This window comes from Streptomyces sp. NPDC016851 (genome assembly GCF_055562795.1).
Map to the genome: position 1 here is coordinate 198,463 of NZ_JBVHEP010000006.1, position 17,355 is coordinate 215,817.

The 17,355-nt window shown below is 72.5% G+C and carries 17 protein-coding genes; 11 read left to right on the forward strand and 6 right to left on the reverse strand.

Features of this window, described 5'->3' with window-relative positions; translation table 11 throughout:
* Window positions 1-72 precede the first annotated feature (72 nt).
* The 5 genes from ACZ3I3_RS12495 (at window position 73) to ACZ3I3_RS12515 (ending at window position 6,431) form a co-directional block, all read left to right on the forward strand.
* Window positions 73-2,862, forward strand: coding sequence for a peptidoglycan binding domain-containing protein (locus ACZ3I3_RS12495; RefSeq protein ID WP_467364437.1), 2,790 nt, complete (start codon window positions 73-75; stop codon window positions 2,860-2,862).
* 146 nt (window positions 2,863-3,008) lie between these two features.
* The gene (locus ACZ3I3_RS12500; RefSeq protein ID WP_467364438.1) at window positions 3,009-3,920 is read left to right on the forward strand and encodes an ABC transporter ATP-binding protein; all 912 of its coding nucleotides are present in this window, start codon (window positions 3,009-3,011) and stop codon (window positions 3,918-3,920) included.
* Window positions 3,917-4,657: an ABC transporter permease gene (locus tag ACZ3I3_RS12505; protein WP_467364439.1), complete on the forward strand. Its 741-nt coding sequence runs from the start codon at window positions 3,917-3,919 to the stop codon at window positions 4,655-4,657. The genes ACZ3I3_RS12500 and ACZ3I3_RS12505 overlap by 4 nt, the downstream gene beginning before the upstream one ends.
* The gene (locus ACZ3I3_RS12510; protein ID WP_467364440.1) at window positions 4,654-5,820 is read left to right on the forward strand and encodes a sensor histidine kinase; all 1,167 of its coding nucleotides are present in this window, start codon (window positions 4,654-4,656) and stop codon (window positions 5,818-5,820) included. Before ACZ3I3_RS12505 ends, ACZ3I3_RS12510 begins: the two co-directional genes overlap by 4 nt.
* Complete coding sequence (locus tag ACZ3I3_RS12515; protein WP_467364441.1) at window positions 5,817-6,431, forward strand: response regulator; 615 nt, start codon at window positions 5,817-5,819, stop codon at window positions 6,429-6,431. The genes ACZ3I3_RS12510 and ACZ3I3_RS12515 overlap by 4 nt, the downstream gene beginning before the upstream one ends.
* A 92-nt stretch (window positions 6,432-6,523) precedes the next feature.
* Here the strand turns inward: ACZ3I3_RS12515 and ACZ3I3_RS12520 are convergent, their stop codons facing one another.
* Both ACZ3I3_RS12520 and ACZ3I3_RS12525 read right to left on the reverse strand, forming a co-directional pair.
* Window positions 6,524-7,375: a transglutaminase family protein gene (locus tag ACZ3I3_RS12520; protein WP_467364442.1), complete on the reverse strand. Its 852-nt coding sequence runs from the start codon at window positions 7,373-7,375 to the stop codon at window positions 6,524-6,526.
* A gap of 30 nt (window positions 7,376-7,405) precedes the next feature.
* On the reverse strand, window positions 7,406-8,422 hold the full coding sequence (locus ACZ3I3_RS12525) for a GNAT family N-acetyltransferase (protein WP_467364443.1): 1,017 nt from the start codon (window positions 8,420-8,422) through the stop codon (window positions 7,406-7,408).
* Between the two features lie 140 nt (window positions 8,423-8,562).
* On the opposite strand from ACZ3I3_RS12525, the gene fdxA reads away from it, so the two are divergent.
* On the forward strand, window positions 8,563-8,880 hold the full coding sequence (gene fdxA, locus ACZ3I3_RS12530; RefSeq protein ID WP_010047804.1) for a ferredoxin: 318 nt from the start codon (window positions 8,563-8,565) through the stop codon (window positions 8,878-8,880).
* Window positions 8,881-9,007: 127 nt separating this feature from the next.
* Window positions 9,008-10,099: a bifunctional succinyldiaminopimelate transaminase/glutamate-prephenate aminotransferase gene (locus tag ACZ3I3_RS12535; protein ID WP_467364444.1), complete on the forward strand. Its 1,092-nt coding sequence runs from the start codon at window positions 9,008-9,010 to the stop codon at window positions 10,097-10,099.
* Window positions 10,100-10,247: 148 nt separating this feature from the next.
* Here the strand turns inward: ACZ3I3_RS12535 and ACZ3I3_RS12540 are convergent, their stop codons facing one another.
* Entirely contained in the window at window positions 10,248-10,694 is a 447-nt protein-coding gene (locus ACZ3I3_RS12540; protein ID WP_467364445.1) for an ATP-binding protein, read from the reverse strand.
* A gap of 346 nt (window positions 10,695-11,040) precedes the next feature.
* A complete protein-coding gene (locus tag ACZ3I3_RS12545; RefSeq protein ID WP_467364446.1) occupies window positions 11,041-12,024 on the reverse strand; it encodes a VldE C-terminal domain-containing protein in 984 nt (327 codons plus the stop codon).
* A gap of 84 nt (window positions 12,025-12,108) precedes the next feature.
* Here ACZ3I3_RS12545 and dapE point away from each other — a divergent pair, with 84 nt between their 5' ends.
* Window positions 12,109-13,188: a succinyl-diaminopimelate desuccinylase gene (gene dapE, locus ACZ3I3_RS12550; protein WP_467364447.1), complete on the forward strand. Its 1,080-nt coding sequence runs from the start codon at window positions 12,109-12,111 to the stop codon at window positions 13,186-13,188.
* A gap of 118 nt (window positions 13,189-13,306) precedes the next feature.
* Window positions 13,307-14,065 carry an LOG family protein gene (locus ACZ3I3_RS12555; protein ID WP_467364448.1) on the forward strand — a complete coding sequence of 253 codons (759 nt, stop codon included), beginning with the start codon at window positions 13,307-13,309 and terminating at the stop codon, window positions 14,063-14,065.
* 167 nt (window positions 14,066-14,232) lie between these two features.
* Here ACZ3I3_RS12555 and folP read toward each other — a convergent pair whose 3' ends face one another.
* Window positions 14,233-15,093: a dihydropteroate synthase gene (folP, locus tag ACZ3I3_RS12560; RefSeq protein WP_467364449.1), complete on the reverse strand. Its 861-nt coding sequence runs from the start codon at window positions 15,091-15,093 to the stop codon at window positions 14,233-14,235.
* Between the two features lie 135 nt (window positions 15,094-15,228).
* On the opposite strand from folP, the gene ACZ3I3_RS12565 reads away from it, so the two are divergent.
* Window positions 15,229-15,630 (forward strand): DivIVA domain-containing protein, encoded by a 402-nt coding sequence (locus ACZ3I3_RS12565; RefSeq protein WP_467364450.1) that lies wholly within the window; start codon window positions 15,229-15,231, stop codon window positions 15,628-15,630.
* The gene (locus ACZ3I3_RS12570) at window positions 15,627-16,211 is read left to right on the forward strand and encodes a DNA-3-methyladenine glycosylase I (RefSeq protein WP_467364451.1); all 585 of its coding nucleotides are present in this window, start codon (window positions 15,627-15,629) and stop codon (window positions 16,209-16,211) included. Before ACZ3I3_RS12565 ends, ACZ3I3_RS12570 begins: the two co-directional genes overlap by 4 nt.
* Window positions 16,212-16,251: 40 nt before the next feature.
* Here the strand turns inward: ACZ3I3_RS12570 and chcB are convergent, their stop codons facing one another.
* A complete protein-coding gene (gene chcB, locus ACZ3I3_RS12575; protein ID WP_467364452.1) occupies window positions 16,252-17,055 on the reverse strand; it encodes a 2-cyclohexenylcarbonyl CoA isomerase in 804 nt (267 codons plus the stop codon).
* Window positions 17,056-17,355: the final 300 nt, after the last annotated feature.

Consider the following 17,355-nt stretch of genomic DNA (forward strand, 5'->3'; position numbering starts at 1 on the left):
ATGGTGGTGCGCGCCGCCGAGCTGCCCGCGTGAGGTTGTGTCGGGCGGCGGAGCCAACCGGGAGAACCTGCCTTGAGTCGTGAAACTGACACTCCGTCCTCCGGGCCCAACGGGCGCGGCGGAGCCGCCTACCCGTCGGGTACGCCGCCGTACGGGACCCCGACGGTGTCCGACGGCGGTACGGAAGCGGGCCGTTCGGCCGCGCGGCCGGAGGAACGCAAGACCGAGACCACGCTGACGACCCGGATCCGGATCAACATCCCCGGGTCACGGCCCATTCCGCCGGTGGTGGTGCGCAAGCCCGTCGCGGACGCGGAGGGCTCCGGCGACACCAGTACCGGTTCCGGCGCGAGAGCGGGCAACGAAGCGAAGGCTCCGGGCGCCGCCACGCCCGGGGGCACCGGCACGGTCGAGCCCACCGCCGAGTCCAGCCAGTCCGGTCCGTCGGGCCAGTCCGGCGAGGACAAGCCGACCAGTGACTGGTTCGCGCCGCGCAAGTCCGGCTCGGGCAAGCCCGGTCAGGGCGGCGGCTCCACCAACGGGGCCGGTCTGCCGGGCGGTTCGGGTCCGGCCGCGGGCGGTTCCGGTGGTACCGGTTCGGGCGGCTCGGCAGCGCGCGGTTCCGGTGCCGGGCGGCCCGGTGGCGTGGTCGGTTCCATGAGCAGGCCGGGCGGCTCCCGGTCCGGCGGCACGAATGGCGCGGGGCTTCCCGGCGGGGCGACCGGCGGCCCCGTCGCGCCCGGGCACGGCGGCGGCACGGGCTCCTTCGACGTCACCGAGGCACTGGCGGCGGGCCCCCTCGGCAACGGCTCGCGTCCGGTCCCGGGCGGTGACGGCGGCGAGACGCGCCGCGACGACCTGCCGTACTTCTCGGAGAACGACCGCCTCGGCCAGAACGGCCAGGGCGGCTACGGCGGCCAGGGCGCTCCCTACGGCTACGGCGACGCGGGCGGGCCCGGCACCCAGGGCCCGGCCGGCCCGACGGGCGGCCCGGTCACCGGCGACGGCCCGATGACCCCACCGGCAGGCGGCCCCGGCGTCCCGGGCGGCTTCGACGAGCAGGGCGGCGGCCCCGGCGGGCCCGGCGCTTTCAACGATCAGGGTCGCTCGGGTGGCCCTGGGGGCTTCGACGATCCCGGTCGCTCGGGTGGCCCCGGCGGCTTCGACGAGCACGGCAGGCCCGGTGGCCCTGGCGCTTTCAACGAGCCCGGTCGCTCGGGTGGCCCCGGCAGCTTCGCTGAGCCCGGTGGTCCCGGTGGTCCCGGCGGCTTCGATGAGCCGGGCAGGCCCGGTGGTCCCGGCGGCTTCGGCGAGCCGGGTCGCTCCGGTGCCCCCGGTGGCTTCGATGAGCCGGGCAGGCCCGGTGGCCCCGGTGCCTTCGACGAGTCCGGTCGCCCCGGTACGCCCGGCCGCCCCGGCACGCACGGTGGCCCCGGTGCCCCCGGCGCCTTCAACGACCCCGGCCGACCGGGTGGCCCAGGCGCCCCTGCCGGCCCAGGCGCCCCTGCCGGTCCCGGCGCCATAGGCGGCCCCGCCGGCACGGGCGGACCCGGAGGACCTGCCGGTACGGCGGGGCCCGGAGGCCCTGGCCCCGGAAATCCTGGTGGCGCCCCCGGCCCCGCCGCTCCCACCGGCCACGGCGCCGCGGGCCACGGCCCCGGCGGCGGGATGAGCGACGACACCGCCATCCTCACTCCGCAGAAGCCGGCCCCCGAGCCGCCGGACGGCCAGGGCTACGGCCCCCGGCACGACAACGTCTCCGGGCACACCGTCACCAGCGGCATCCCGGTCGTACCGCCCGGCGCGGCCTCGTCGTTCGGTCCGGGCGCGCCCGGTGACGGCCCGGTGCCCCACACGGCCCCGAAGCTGCCCGAGCCGGTCTCCCCGCCCCCGGCGAGCTCCTCGAAGGCGCCGAAGAAGAAGGGGCGCAACAAGCTCGTGCTGCTCGCCGCAGGCCTGGTGGTCGTGGCCGGTGGCGTGTACGGCGCCGGACTGCTGATGAACCGCACCGACGTGCCCAAGGGCACCAGCGTGCTCGGCGTGGACATCGGTGGCACCACTCGCGACGGCGCGGTCAAGAAGCTCAACGACGCCTTCGACGGCCGGGTGGGCAAGCCGCTGAAGCTGTCGGTGGCCGGCAAGACCGTGTCCCTCGACCCGGACAAGGCGGGACTCCAGTTCGACATGGACGCCACGGCCGACGCGGCGGCGAAGAGCGACTACAACCCGGTCTCCGTGATCGGCTCGCTCTTCGGCAACCACCGCGTCGTCAAGCCCGTCATCCCCGTCGACGAGGAGAAGCTGCACGCGTCCCTGGAGAACGCCGCGGGCGGCTCCGGCTCGGCGACCGACGGCACGATCAAGTTCGAGGACGGCAAGGCCGTCCCCGTGTACGGCAAGACGGGCAAGGGCATCGACGTCGCCAAGTCGACCGCGGCGGTCGAGGAGGCATACCGCACCCAGGTGGAGACCGGCGCGGCCGGCACGGTGAACCTCCCGACCACGACCCGGCAGCCGACGGTCTCGAACGCCGAGGTCGACCGGGTGCTGAAGGACTTCGCGCAGCCCGCGATGTCGGCCAAGGCCATCGTCCAGACCGACGCGGCGCACAGCATCCCGTTCGGCGCGCTGTCGCTGCCGAAGATCCTCAGCTTCAAGGCCGTGGACGGCAAGCTCGTGGACACGTACAACCTCAAGGCCCTCCAGGAGGCGTACGGCACCACGTTCGAGGGCGTGAAGATCGAGGGCGCGAGCGGCAAGCGCGATGTCCTGCCGCAGGACGTCGTCACCGCGCTGCGCAAGGCCCTGCGCGGCAAGACGCCGGCGGAACGCACCGCAGTGATCGACACCACCCCGAACTGACCTCCGGCCGTCCGGCCGCGCGAAGCCCCTGCCCACACCGGACAGGGGCTTTCGTCGCTGTCACCCGAGAGGCATGACATCTGTCACGCGCCACTCCGGACGCCCGACACTGCCTCCGTCCCCACCCCGGAAGCCACGCTGTCCGTATGACAACGACAGCCCCCGTGGTCGAGTTCGACCAGGTGAGCAAGGCATACGACGCCGTCCGGGCGGTGGACGGACTGACCCTGGCCCTGCGCCCGGGGCGGACCGTGGCGCTGCTGGGCCCCAACGGCGCCGGCAAGTCCACCACCCTCGACCTGCTCCTCGGCCTCAAGAAGCCCGACAGCGGCACGGTCCGCCTCTTCGGAACCAGCCCCCGGGACGCCATCGTCGCCGGGCGCGTGGGCGCCATGCTGCAGAGCGGCGGGCTGATGGACGAGGTCACGGTCGCAGAACTGGTGCGGCTCGCCTGCGACCTGCACCCGAAGCCGTACCGGCCCTCCGAGGTCCTGTCCCGCGCGGGCATCGAGCAGATCGCCGACCGCAAGGTCAACAAGCTCTCCGGCGGCCAGGCCCAGCGGGTCCGCTTCGCCCTCGCCACCGCAGGCGACAGCGACCTCATCGTCCTGGACGAGCCCACCACCGGCATGGACGTCACCACCCGCCAGGCCTTCTGGGCCACCATGCGCGAGCAGGCCGGCCAAGGCCGGACCGTCCTCTTCGCCACGCACTACCTCGAAGAGGCCGACGCCGTCGCCGACCGGGTCCTCGTCCTGCACCGCGGCCGGCTCCTCGCCGACGGTACGGCCGCCGAGATCAAGGCCAAGGCGGGCGCCCGCCGCATCTCCTTCGACCTCGCGGACACCGTCGACGAGGCCGCCCTGCGCGGCCTGCCCTTCCTGACCTCCCTGACGGTCTCCGGCCCGACCGTCCGCATCCAGTCCACCGACGCCGACGCCACCGTCCACGCCCTGTACGGCCTCGGCGTCTACCCCCGCAACCTCGAAGTCGCCGGGCTCGGCCTGGAGCAGGCCTTCGTCGCGATCACGGCCGCCGAGGAGGCGAAGTCGAAGTGAACAGCCTGATCAAGCTGGAACTCACCCGCGCCCTGCGCAACCGCAAGTTCCTGTTCTTCTCCGTGATCTACCCGTCGGTCCTGTTCCTGATCATCGCGGGCAACGCCGACAGCACCACGAAAGTGCCCGGCAGCGCCCTGACCCTCCCGACCTACATGATGGTCTCGATGGCCTCCTTCGGCGCCCTCACCGCCGTCCTCATGGGCAACAGCGAACGCATCGCCAAGGAACGCGAGGGCGGCTGGGTACGGCAGTTGCGTCTGACGACGCTGCCGGGCCGCGGCTACGTCCTCGCCAAGACCGCGAGCGCCGCCGTCGTCAGCCTGCCGTCCATCGTCATCGTCTTCGCCGTCGCGGCGGCCGTGAAGGACGTACGCCTGGACGCCTGGCAGTGGCTCGCCCTGACCGGCGCGATCTGGGCCGGCAGCCTCGTCTTCGCCGCGCTCGGCGTCGCCCTCGGTTACCTCGCCAGCGGCGACGCGGTCCGGCCGATCACGATGATCACCTACTTCGGCCTGTCGATGCTCGGCGGCCTGTGGATGCCGACGACGACGTTCCCGGGCTGGCTTCAGGACATCGCGAAGTGGCTGCCCACGCACGCGTACGCTGCCCTCGGGCAGGCCATCGAGCAGAGCCGCGCCCCGCACGTCCAGGACCTCGTCATCCTCGTCGTGTCGTTCGCCCTGTTCGCGGGCGGCGCGGCCTGGCTGTACCGGAAGGACACCTTGAAGGCGTGAGCGGCGTCGGAGTCGGTATCGGGCAGCGCCCGGTGAACCGCTGGCAGCGGGCGGTGAAGTCGATGTGGACCGGCATCTGGCTGGTCTACCTGAGCGCACCCGTCACCGACCTGCTGCACGGCGGCCACAGCACGGGCGTGCGCGTCCTCGGCTGGATCGGCCTGGCCGCCTTCGTCACCTGGTACATGCTGCTGGTGTTCCGCACCGGCCGGGGCGAGCGCAACGGCGTGGTCCTCGGCTCGCTCGGGGTCCTCGCCGCCCAGTCCGCGCTCCTCGCCGTCACCCTGGGCCGCGAGTGGCTGGTGCTGTTCGTGTACGTGTCGATCGCGTCCGGCGCGGCCCTGCCCCTGCGCATGGCCCGCTGGACCATCCCGGCCGCGTGCGCGCTGCTGACCGCCGTCGCGCTCGCGGTGCCGGGCGGCCAGTCCTACCTGGCGAGCCTCCTCATCCCGGCCCTGCTCGGCGGCTTCGCGATGACCGGCGTACGCGAACTCGTCCGCACCACCATCGCGCTGCGTGAGGCCCGCGCCACCGTCGCCCAGCTCGCCGCCAACGAGGAGCGCCTGCGCCTCGCCAGGGACCTGCACGACCTGCTCGGCCACTCCCTCTCCCTGATCACGCTCAAGAGCGAACTGGCCGGCCGGATGCTGCCCGACCACCCCGGCAAGGCGGCCCAGCAGGTCGCCGACATCGAGCAGGTCAGCCGCCAGGCCCTGGTCGACGTGCGCGAGGCCGTCACCGGCTACCGTCGTCCCCGTCTCACCGCCGAACTCGCCGGTGCCCGGGTCGCCCTGACCACGGCCGGCGTCACCGCCGACCTGCCCGCCGAGCCCGACCTCACCGGCGTCCCCGAGGAGAGCGAGTCCGCCCTCGCCTGGGCGCTGCGCGAGGCCGTCACCAACGTCGTACGGCACAGCGGCGCCCGCCGCTGCGCGGTCGAGCTGCTGCACCGCCAGACCCTCGACGGCCCGATGCTCGAACTCGCCGTCGAGGACGACGGCTCGGGCGGCCCGGGCGACGGTCACGGCAACGGCCTCACGGGCCTCACCGAACGCCTCACCAAGGCGGGCGGCACCCTGGAGGCGGGCCCGCTCAAGCACGGCTTCCGCCTGGTCGCCCGCGTGCCCTCGGCCGGACCGGCGGACGTAGGATCCCCGGCATGAGCCGCACGATCAAGGTCCTGCTCGCCGAGGACCAGTCGATGGTCCGCGAGGCCCTGGCCGCCCTGCTCGGCCTGGAGGAGGACATCGAGGTCGTCGCCCAGGTGGCCCGCGGCGACGAGGTCCTCGGCGCGGCCCGCGAGCACGCCGTCGACGTGGCGCTCCTGGACATCGAGATGCCCGGCGCCACGGGCATCGAGGCCGCGGCCCGCCTCCACGCCGAACTCCCGCACGTCAAGCTGGTGATCCTCACCACCTTCGGCCGCCCCGGTTACCTCCGCAGCGCCATGGAGTCCGGCGCCGACGCCTTCCTGGTCAAGGACGCCCCCGCCGCGCAACTGGCCGAGGCGATCCGCAAGGTCCTGACCGGCGAACGCGTCATCGACCCCACCCTCGCGGCAGCGGCCCTGGCGGAAGGCGCCAACCCCCTCACAGACCGCGAACGAGAAGTCCTCCGAGCAGCATCGGACGGCTCCACCAACGCCGAACTGGCCCAAGCCCTGCACCTCTCCCAGGGCACGGTCCGCAACTACCTCTCCACCGCGATCCAAAAACTGGCAGTGAGAAACCGAGCGGAAGCGGTCCGAGCAGCCCATGAAAAAGGCTGGTTGTAGACCGACTCTTTTTAGGGGCGCGGCGAACTGCGCGACAAGCCACAACGCACCCGCACCCGCGCGACGACACCAACCCCTACGGCGAGAACGCCTCAGTTGAGCATCGCCCTGGCCGCGTGAGCCTCCCCCCGCACCCGCTCAGCGGCCCCCTCATCCACGGCCCGCACAACCTCCGCGTAGGCCTCCAACTCCACCGCCCCACCCAGAAAATCCCCCCGCCCCACCAGCAACTGCGCCCGCTCGTACCGCAACCGAGCCGGATGCGAGGGCAACAGCAACGACAACTCGACCGCCCACAGCGCCACATCCGACCGCTCCGGGCGAGCCGCCGCCCACGCCCGCACGTTGTTCAGGATCCGCAACACCACATCCAGCGGATCGGCCGGCCGCAGCATCGACGGATCGAGGTGCGCCCCCGTCGCCCCGGCGACCAGCAACTCCGCGTCCGCCCCCGTCAGCACCCGCCCGCCGTCGAACGGGTCGGCGAGCACCTGCCCCTCGTCGGGCCCGAACCCGACGACGAAATGCCCCGGCAGCGCCACCCCGTACACCGGCGCCCCGGCCCGCCGGGCCACCTCCATCCACACCACGGACAGCAGGATCGGCAACCCACGACGCCGCACCAGCACCTCATGCAGCAGTGAGGACTCCAGGCGCTGGTAGTCGGCCGGGGCGCCGTGAAACCCCAGCCGGTCCCCGAGCAGCTCGCGCAGGGCCACCGCCCACGCCTGCGGACGGCCGGGCCGGAACGGCAGCAGCCCGGCCAGCCGGTCCAGCTCGACCTGCGCGGCGTCCATGCCCGCCTCGTCCAGCGCGCCGTCCGCCTCCGCGCCCATCAGCAGGCACAGCGTCGACAGATCGGGCCGCTCGGACCGGGCCTCTTCGGCGAACCGCCGCCGCAGCTCGGCGGAACGCTCGGGGGACGGGGGATTCGGGGGACGCATGGCTGGCTCGTGCCCTCTCACGACGATCGGTTACCGGCCGGAGTCGCGGTCGTCCGGTTCCCGGTAGTGGTGGTAGGCGTGGTGCGCCGCGAAACCCATCCCGGCGTACAACGCCCGCGCTCCCTCATTGTCGGCCTCGACCTGGAGCCACGCGGCCGACGCGCCCTCGTCGAGTGCCCGCCGGGCCAGCGCCGCCATCACGGCCGTGCCCAGCCCCTGCCGCCGCTGCTCCGGATCGACCTCGACGGCGGCGAACCCGGCCCACCGCCCGTCGACGACGCACCGCCCTATGGCGGCCGGAGCCGCTGCCTCCGCCGCACCGGGCACGGTCGCGAACCACACCGAAGGCCCGGCCCCCAGCACCTGCAGCGCGACCTCGCTCACGCCCTTGCGCTGGTACCGGGCCAGCCACGCCTCGTCGGCCTCCCGGGACAGCACGACCCCCGACGGCTCGGCGAGGTCGGCGACCGGCGCCAGCGGCCCGACCCACAACTCGGCCGTCACCTCCCGCACCCAGCCCCGCTTCTCCAGCTCCGCGCAGAGCAGCTCCTGCGCGCCCTCGGCACCGGTCGCGGTCTGGACGTAGGCGGGCAGGCCGCGCTCGCCGTACCACCGCCGGACGGCGTCGAGAGCCTCGTCCAGGGACACGCCCGGGTCACCGAGCGGCAGCACGGAGTTCGCCCGGCGCGTGAACCCGGACGCGGCCCGCAGCTCCCAGTCCCCGAGCCGCTCGCTCTCCACGGGCGGCCAGGCCCGCGCGGCGACCCGGGCCAGTTCCTCGTAGGAGGCGGCCGGACCGCGGCGACGCGCCGGCGCGGCGGGCACGAGCTTGCCCGCGACCAGCGCGGATTCCGCGATACGGACGCTCTCGCCGCTCTTGCGTGTGATCAGCAACACACCGTTGTCCCATGATGTGAGAACTCCGACCGTGTCGGTGAACTTCTCACCCGGAGCCGCATGTTCGATCATGCTCCGTACGGAGACCCGTTTGCCCACGTCAGCAGTGGTGATACGGACCTCGAGCCGCCCGGCGGCAGAGATTTCCACTGGTCGGTTCACCCCTCCTGTTCGGATCATGCCCAGGAACGGAGATACTAGGGGCGGGCATCGACGACGCCGCGCTCCCGCGCGCCAGGCGGCGGAGCCTGAGGAGGCCCGCCAGCGCCCTATCGAGGAGGAACGACAGCGTGACCTACGTCATCGCGCAGCCTTGTGTCGACGTCAAGGACAAGGCGTGCATCGAGGAGTGCCCGGTCGACTGCATCTACGAGGGCTCCAGGTCCTTGTACATCCACCCGGACGAATGCGTCGACTGTGGTGCCTGTGAGCCGGTCTGCCCGGTCGAGGCGATCTTCTACGAGGACGACACTCCGGAGGAGTGGAAGGACTACTACAAGGCGAACGTCGAGTTCTTCGACGAGCTCGGCTCGCCCGGCGGAGCCAGCAAGCTGGGGCTGATCGAGCGCGACCACCCCTTCATCGCCGCGCTGCCGCCGCAGGCCTAGTCACCGCGAGCGGCCCGCACATCCGTGCCGCCTCGGTCCCGTACGGCCCGATCACGCCCTGGTCGCCGTGCGGGGCCGAGGCGTTTGCCGCGACGGCTCGTCCGTACCAGAAAGTGAGCCAGAAACCGTGTCCGCAGTCTCCGACCGTCTCCCCACTTTCCCCTGGGACAAGCTGACGCCGTACAAGGCCACGGCAGCCGCCCATCCGGACGGCATCGTGGACCTGTCGGTCGGCACCCCGGTCGACCCGGTACCCGAGCTGATCCAGAAGGCGCTGGTGGCCGCGGCCGACTCCCCGGGCTACCCGACCGTCTGGGGCACGCCCGAGCTGCGCGACGCGATCACCGGCTGGGTCGAGCGCCGCCTCGGCGCCCGGGACGTCACCCACCGCCACGTCCTGCCGGTCGTCGGCTCCAAGGAGCTCGTCGCCTGGCTCCCGACCCAGCTGGGTCTCGGCCCAGGCGACCGGGTGGCCTACCCGCGCCTGGCCTACCCGACGTACGAGGTGGGTGCCCGCCTGGCCCGCGCCGAGTACGAGGCCTACGACGACCCGACGGAGCTGGACCCCGAGGGCCTGAAGCTCCTCTGGCTGAACTCCCCGTCCAACCCGACGGGCAGGGTCCTGCCGAAGGAGGAGCTCACCCGGATCGTCGCCTGGGCCCGCGAACACGGCGTCCTGCTCTTCTCCGACGAGTGCTACCTGGAGCTGGGCTGGGAGGCCGACCCGGTCTCGGTGCTGCACCCGGACGTCAACGGCGGCTCGTACGAGGGCATCGTCGCCGTCCACAGCCTCTCCAAGCGCTCGAACCTGGCCGGCTACCGGGCGGCGTTCCTGGCCGGCGACCCCGCGGTCCTGGCTCCCCTGCTGGAGATCCGCAAGCACGGCGGCATGATGACGCCGGCACCGACCCAGGCGGCGGTGATCGCGGCCCTCGGCGACGACGAGCACGTCCGCGTCCAGCGTGAGCGCTACGCGGCCCGCCGCGCCCTCCTGCGCGAGGCGCTCCTCGCCCACGGCTTCCGCATCGAGCACAGCGAGGCCAGCCTCTACCTGTGGGCCACGAGGGGCGAGTCCTGCTGGGACACGGTGTCCCACCTGGCCGAACGAGGCATCCTGGTCGCCCCCGGCGACTTCTACGGCCCGGCGGGCGCCCAGTTCGTCCGAGTGGCCCTGACGGCGACGGACGAGCGCGTAGCGGCGGCGGTCCAGCGCCTGTAAGGCCTCGCTGTGGGCAGTCGTTCCGCTGGGGCGGAACGGGTGGGCACAGCCACCAGCGCCGAGCACCGGCAAACACGCTCGTGCTGAACCGACACGACCGAGGGGTCCAGGGAAACTCCCTGGACCCCTCGGCCGTCGAGACCCGGCGTCAGCCGACCGGCAGACCCTTCACCGGCAGCGAGTCGGCCGACGGCACCCCGCCCTTCGTCAGGGAGTCCGTCGGCAGACCACCCTGCGCGGAACCGGCCGTGTCACCGACCAGCTGCCCGGCGGAGCCCGCCGCGTCACCGGCGGCCTTCTGCGCGACCGGCGTGGTCTTCTTGACCGCCTTGCCGCTGGTCTTGCCCGCGGCCGGCACCGCCTTCTTGACGGTCTTGCTGCCGGTGTCACCCGCGGACTCGGTGACGTTCTGCGCCGCGCCGTCGACGGTGTTGCCGACGTTCGCCCCGTCCAGGGCGGTCAGCCCGCCGAGGTTCGGGGTGGCCGGCAGCTCGGGGGCCGCGCTGGCGGAGCCGGCCGCACCGACCCCGGCAGCCGCTCCCGCAGCGACGATCAACGCGGCACGGGCGATCCGGCGGGTCAGGGGGAGGGACATGGTGCTCCTTCGACGGGAGAGAACGGTGAGGTTGTGAAGTGTCCGGCCGGGTCCGGGAGTTGATCGACTGGCTGTTGATCTCCCCGGCTCGGACGCAGTGACTACCGCTCGAAGCCCGCGAAGGTTGCGGCGCCGCAACGTAAAGAGTTGGTAATGCGTCGCATTATCGCCTGCGGATAAAAACGGGCAAAGGGGCTCCCGCCGGAAACCCCGCCGAATCCTTCCAGCCCCTTGTTCCCAAGGGTTCTCGCGGTTTCCGGGATGAGGACACGAAAGCCCGCGCACACAGCCGCCGCCACGCCGCCCGGGTAGCCCTCAGGAGTGAAGCCCCGCACCCTTGCGCGATCTAGCCCATCGTCACGACACGGACGGCGTCCGTGTCCCGCTCCGCACCCGCCGTGCCCTTCGTCCCGGCCTCCCGCCACTCGCTGGCGGTGTTCCCGGCGACCCACTCCCGCCCCGCGTACGTGACGCGTGCGATGTGCAGCTCGGAGGCGTTGGCCACGGCCCAGTGCGCCAGCTGCCAGCCGCGCTCCTCCAGGCTCTGACCGCCGGTGGCACCCGTGCCGGCGGTCACGGGCAGCGTCATGGTCCGCCCGTCGGACCCGCCCGTACCGCTCGGGGACGGCGTCGGCGTGGCCGCCGACGAGCTGCCCACCTCCGCACCGGCCGGCTCCAGCACATCGCGCCCGAAGTCCCGCACGAGCGCCGCACGCACCCCGTCCGGGCCCGTCGCCCGGGTCGCGGCCGGGCGGCCCTCGCAGGTCAGCGTGGCCGCGGAGTGCCCGGTGAGGGCCGCGGCGAGCAGCGCCGCGTCCGGCTCGTGCTTGGCGTAGGCCTGCGGGAAGCCGCTGCGCTGCACGCGCTGCGCGGCGTCGGTGAGGGGCAGCCGCGTGTAGCCGGGCACCTTGACCAGGTGGTCGTAGAACTCGCCGGCCGAGTACGTCGGGTCCAGGATCTCCTTCGGCGTGCCCCAGCCCTGCGAGGGCCGCTGCTGGAACAGGCCGAGCGAGTCCCGGTCGCCGTGGTTGATGTTGCGCAGGGCCGACTCCTGGAGCGCGGTCGCCAGCGCGATGGTCACGGCCCGCTCCGGCAGGCCGCGTCCGTCACCCACGGCGGCGATCGTCGCCGCGTTCACCGCCTGCTCCGGCGTGAACTCGTACGACGCCCCGTCGCCCTTGCCGGAGACGACTTTGCAGCCCGGTTCGCCCGTGCCTCCGGTGACGTACTGCACCACGAGGTAACCGGCGATCGCGAGCAGGATCACGAACGCGGACCCGCATCGGAAGAGGCGGCCGCGACGCTTGGGGGGAGAGGACGGCTCTGGCACGCCGTACAAGGTACTGGAGAGTACGGAGTGCCTTGTGCCAGGTGTGGACAGTGGGGTCAGGGCTGGCGCGTTAGGGTCGACGGCATGGCCGACACCTCTCTTGACCTCACGCTGGACGCCGCAGAGCTCACCGCCCGGCTCGTCGACTTCCGCTCCGAGAGCGGCACCGAGAAGCCACTCGCGGACGCCATCGAGACCGCGCTGCGCGCGCTGCCCCACCTGACGGTCGAGCGGTTCGGCAACAACGTCGTGGCCCGGACGGACCTGGGCCGCCCGGATCGGGTGATCCTGGCCGGTCACATCGACACCGTCCCGATCGCGGACAACGTCCCCTCCCGGCTCGACGAGGACGGCGTCCTGTGGGGCTGCGGCACGTGCGACATGAAGTCGGGCGTCGCGGTGCAGCTGCGCATCGCGGCCACCGTCCCCGCCCCCAACCGCGACCTGACCTTCGTCTTCTACGACAACGAGGAGGTCGCCGCGGAGCTCAACGGCCTCAAGCACGTCTCCGAGGCGCACCCCGAGTGGCTCCAGGGCGACTTCGCGGTCCTCCTGGAGCCCTCGGACGGCCAGGTCGAGGGCGGCTGCCAGGGCACGCTGAGGGTGCTGCTGAAGACCAGGGGCGAGCGGGCCCACTCGGCGCGCGGCTGGATGGGCTCCAACGCGATCCACGCGGCGGCTCCGATCCTCGCCCGCCTGGCCTCCTACGAGCCGCGGTGGCCGGTCATCGACGGCCTGGAGTACCGCGAGGGCCTCAACGCGGTCGGCATCGCCGGGGGAGTGGCGGGCAACGTCATCCCCGACGAGTGCGTCGTCACCGTCAACTTCCGCTACGCGCCCGACCGCACGCCCGAGGAGGCCGTGGCCCACGTCCGGGAGGTCTTCGCGGACTGCGGCGTGGACGAGTTCGAGGTCGTCGACCACAGCTCGGCCGCGATGCCGGGCCTGTCCCACCCGGCGGCGAAGGCGTTCATCGAGGCGGTGGGCGGCACCCCGATGCCGAAGTACGGCTGGACGGACGTGTCCCGCTTCTCGGCCCTGGGCGTCCCCGCGGTCAACTACGGCCCGGGCAACCCCCACTTGGCGCACAAGCGGGACGAGCGCGTGGAGATCGCGAAGATCCTCGCGGGCGAGGAGCGCCTGCGGACCTGGCTGACGGCCTGACCGACCGGAACGCCATCGTGTTTACGGCGCTCGATCGCGGACATGCTCACGTCCCTCGTTCGTAACCCGCGTAGATCTACGCTGAGGTGGAAAAACAGGCACGACGGAGGGAGCGCACATGGCGACCGGCAACCCCGAGGGGAAGAAGCAGCCGCCGGAGGAGAAGCGCCTGGGCCCGGTCCTCCGGCGGCGGGACCAGGTACAGGCCAGCACCACCGACCAGCGGCTGCTGGACGCGGGCGGGCCCTCCGACTGGGTGCACACCGACCCCTGGCGCGTACTGCGCATCCAGTCGGAGTTCATCGAGGGCTTCGGCACGCTCGCCGAACTCCCTCCCGCGATCAGTGTGTTCGGCTCGGCCCGGACTCCGGCGGACTCGCCCGAGTACGAGGCGGGCGTCCGGCTGGGCCGGGGCCTGGTGGACGCGGGCTTCGCGGTCATCACGGGCGGCGGCCCGGGCGCGATGGAGGCGGCCAACAAGGGCGCCCTGGAGGCCAAGGGCATCTCGGTCGGCCTCGGCATCGAGCTGCCGTTCGAGCAGGGTCTGAACCCGTACGTCGACATCGGCCTGAACTTCCGCTACTTCTTCGTGCGGAAGATGATGTTCGTCAAGTACGCCCAGGGCTTCGTGGTCCTGCCCGGCGGCCTCGGCACCCTCGACGAACTCTTCGAGGCCCTCACCCTCGTCCAGACCCAGAAGGTCACCCGCTTCCCCATCGTCCTGTTCGGCAGCGAGTACTGGGGCGGCCTGGTCGACTGGCTCCGCAACACGGTCATCGCCCAGGGCAAGGCGGCGGAGAAGGACCTCCTGCTGTTCCACGTCACGGACGACGTGGACGAGGCGGTGGCACTGGTGTCGAAGGAGGCGGGCAGGTAGAGGCGAGCCGGGCTTCTCGTCCGACCTCTTCGGCCGGGCGAGCAGGGCTTCTTGTCGAGAGATTCGGGCGGGCGAGCCGGGCTTCTCGTCCGAGAGCTTCGGGTGGCGGGTGGGCATAGGTCCGGGGGTCCAGGGGGCGGAGCCCCCTGGTACCTCGGGTCGACGCCCTAGGCCAGCCCACGCCGGGCAACCGCAGGCTCCCGCAACCCCGCGATCGCCCCGACCATCTCCAACACCTGCCGCGTCTCCGCAACCTCGTGCACCCGGTACACCCGCGCCCCCAACCACGCGGACACCGCAGTCGTGGCCAACGTCCCCACCACCCGCTCCTTCACGGGCCGGTCCAACGTCTCCCCGACGAAGTCCTTGTTGGACAACGACACCAGCACCGGCCACCCCGTGGCGACCATCTCCCCCAGCCGCCGGGTCGCCTCCAGACTGTGCCGCGTGTTCTTCCCGAAGTCGTGCCCGGGGTCGATCATGATCGACTCCCTCCGCACGCCCAGCGCCACCGCCCGCTCCGCCAGCCCGACCGTCACGTCCAGGATGTCGGCCATGACGTCGTCGTACTCCACGCGGTGCGGCCGGGTCCGCGGCTCCGCACCACCCGCGTGCGTACACACCAGCCCCACCCCGTACCGCGCGGCGACCTCGGCAAGCCCCGGATCGACCCCGCCCCACGCGTCGTTCAGCAGGTCCGCCCCGGCCTCGCACACGGCCTCGCCGACCTCGGCCCGCCAGGTGTCCACGCTGATGACCACCTCGGGAAAGCGCCGCCGCACCTCCGCGACGAAACCGACCGTCCGCCGGGCCTCCTCCGCGGCCGTGACCTCTTCGCCAGGCCCGGCCTTCACCCCGCCGATGTCGATGATCGCGGCTCCCTCGGCGACCGCCTGTTCCACGCGCGCGAGGGCCGGCTCGTCGCGGAAGGTCGCGCCCCGGTCGTAGAAGGAGTCCGGGGTACGGTTCACGATCGCCATGATCACCGGCTCGTGCGGCCCGAATTCCCGCCTGCCCAGCCTGAGCATCCGCTGTGACCTTTCCTGGTACGTCCCCGTCTTCCGCCGCCTGCGACCCTAACTGTCAGAGTCACGTGGCACGATCGGAGCCTGACACCATGCGTGTCCGAAGACACCGACACATCCGACCGTGGGGGCTCCGCGATGGTTATGTTCCTGTTCCTGGTCGTCGCGCTAGCCGTCGTGGTCGCCGCGGTGACCCTCGCCGTGGTGGGCGGCGGCGAGAACGGCCCGCTGCCCGAGGCCGTCCCCGAGCGGCTGCGGGACCCGCTGCCCCCGGACCGCCCGGTCGACCGTGCCGACGTGGAGGGCCTGCGTTTCCCGGTGGCCGCCCGTGGCTACCGCATGGCGGACGTGGACGACGCCCTCAGCCGCCTGGGCGCCGAGCTCGCCGAGCGTGACGCCCGCATCGCCGACCTGGAGTCGGCCCTGGCGGGGGCCAGAACAGCCGTCGGCCACGGCCCGGTGTCCGGGGAGAACCACACCTCCGCGGAGAACCACGTGTCCATGGACAAGCCGGCCCCGGGCCAGGAGGACCGGCCATGAGCGATGGCACCGCCCTCGCCGGCCCGGACGGCGCGCTGCGCTGCCCCTGGGCCCTGTCCGCCCCGGAGTACGTGACGTACCACGACGAGGAGTGGGGCCGCCCGGTCCACGGCGACGACGCGCTCTACGAGCGCCTCAGCCTGGAGGCCTTCCAGTCCGGCCTGTCCTGGATCACGATCCTGCGCCGCCGCCCCGGCTTCCGCGCCGCCTTCGCCGACTTCAAGATCGCCTCGGTGGCGGCCTTCACCGACGAGGACCGCGAGCGCCTCCTGGCCGACGCCGGCATCATCCGCAACCGCGCCAAGATCGACGCGACACTCGCCAACGCGCGCGTGCTGGCCGAGTGGGCCCCGGGCGAACTGGACGAACTGATCTGGTCGCACGCCCCCGAGCCCGGCACCCGCCCGGTCCCGAAGGCGCTCTCCGACGTCCCGGCCGTCACCCCCGAGTCGACGGCCCTGTCCAAGGCACTGAAGAAGCGGGGCCTGCGCTTCGTCGGCCCGACGACGGCGTACGCGCTGATGCAGGCCTGCGGACTGGTCGACGACCACCTCCAGGCCTGCGTCGCGCGTCGCGCCTGACGCCGCCGCAGCGGGTCGGCGGCCGGGATCGGCGGGCCGGTCAGCGTCCCAGGTACCGGGGCTGCTCCTTGTTGACGAAGGCCTGCACCGCGATCGCGTGGTCCTCGGAGGAGCCCGCCCGGGTCTGGAGCTCGTCCTCCTTCTCCAGCGTCTGAGCCAGGGAGTGCGTCAGGCCGTAGGCCATCGACTCCTTCAGCGCCGCGTACGCCACCGTCGGCCCCTCGGCCAGGGCCCGCGCCACCTTCTCGGCCTCCGAGCGCAGCTCACCGGCCGGCACCAGCCGGTTGGCGATGCCGAGCTCGTAGGCCTCCTGCGCGCTGATGCTCCTGGGAAAGAGCAGCAGGTCAGCCGCCCGCCCGGGGCCGATCACCCGCGGCAGCGTCCACGAGATGCCCGAGTCGGCGGTCAGCGCCACCCCGGCGAACGAGGTGTTGAACGCGGCCGTGTCCGCCACGATCCGGTAGTCCGCCGCGAGCGCGAAGCCGAAGCCCGCCCCGGCCGCCACCCCGTTCACGGCGGCGACGACCGGCTTCGCGGCCTCGGTCAGCGCCCGCACGATCGGGTTGTAGTGCTCCCGCACCGTGCTCATGGTCTGCCCCGAACCGGTCTCCCGGTCCTCGGTCAGCAGGCCGATGTGCTCCTTGAGGTCCTGCCCCACGCAGAACGCCCGGTCACCGGCGGCCGTCAGCAGCACCGCCCGTACGGCGGTGTCGTCCGCCGCGGAGCTGACCGCGTCCCGCAGGGCGACCTTGGCCGCCACGTTCAGCGCGTTCATCGCCTCCGGGCGGTTCAGCGTGATCGTCGCGAGTCCGTCGCTCACCTCGTAGAGCACGGTGTCGGCCATGGAGTATCCCCTCCGTGTCGCTGCTCGGGGACGTACCGGCCGGTACGTCCCTGGTCTGAGGACAGCATGACCGAGATCGCCGGGGGTCGACCGGACCGGACGTGTGACCTGCGTCAAAGAATTCTCACCCGTTTTCGTTCGGCGGATGTGTGTGCGGTGGCGGAGTATCGCAGTCACATCGCCGAATTGAGTGGTTTTGCTCGCGTGCGTTGCCCAAGCGATGCCGACTGATGTTGGTCATCGGGTCCTGAGATGCGGGATAATGGCTTGGAAGCAATGTGTTCGATGCCGGTGTCGCGT

Coding starts and splice junctions, on each gene's coding strand:
- chcB (WP_467364452.1), bottom strand. CDS start 17,055: ATGGCCGACACCGTGCTCTACGAGGTGAGCGACGGACTCGCGACGATC.
- ACZ3I3_RS12570 (WP_467364451.1), top strand. CDS start 15,627: ATGAGCGATGGCACCGCCCTCGCCGGCCCGGACGGCGCGCTGCGCTGC.
- ACZ3I3_RS12520 (WP_467364442.1), bottom strand. CDS start 7,375: ATGCGTCCCCCGAATCCCCCGTCCCCCGAGCGTTCCGCCGAGCTGCGG.
- ACZ3I3_RS12555 (WP_467364448.1), top strand. CDS start 13,307: ATGGCGACCGGCAACCCCGAGGGGAAGAAGCAGCCGCCGGAGGAGAAG.
- ACZ3I3_RS12565 (WP_467364450.1), top strand. CDS start 15,229: ATGGTTATGTTCCTGTTCCTGGTCGTCGCGCTAGCCGTCGTGGTCGCC.
- folP (WP_467364449.1), bottom strand. CDS start 15,093: ATGCTCAGGCTGGGCAGGCGGGAATTCGGGCCGCACGAGCCGGTGATC.
- dapE (WP_467364447.1), top strand. CDS start 12,109: ATGGCCGACACCTCTCTTGACCTCACGCTGGACGCCGCAGAGCTCACC.
- ACZ3I3_RS12515 (WP_467364441.1), top strand. CDS start 5,817: ATGAGCCGCACGATCAAGGTCCTGCTCGCCGAGGACCAGTCGATGGTC.
- ACZ3I3_RS12540 (WP_467364445.1), bottom strand. CDS start 10,694: ATGTCCCTCCCCCTGACCCGCCGGATCGCCCGTGCCGCGTTGATCGTC.
- ACZ3I3_RS12500 (WP_467364438.1), top strand. CDS start 3,009: ATGACAACGACAGCCCCCGTGGTCGAGTTCGACCAGGTGAGCAAGGCA.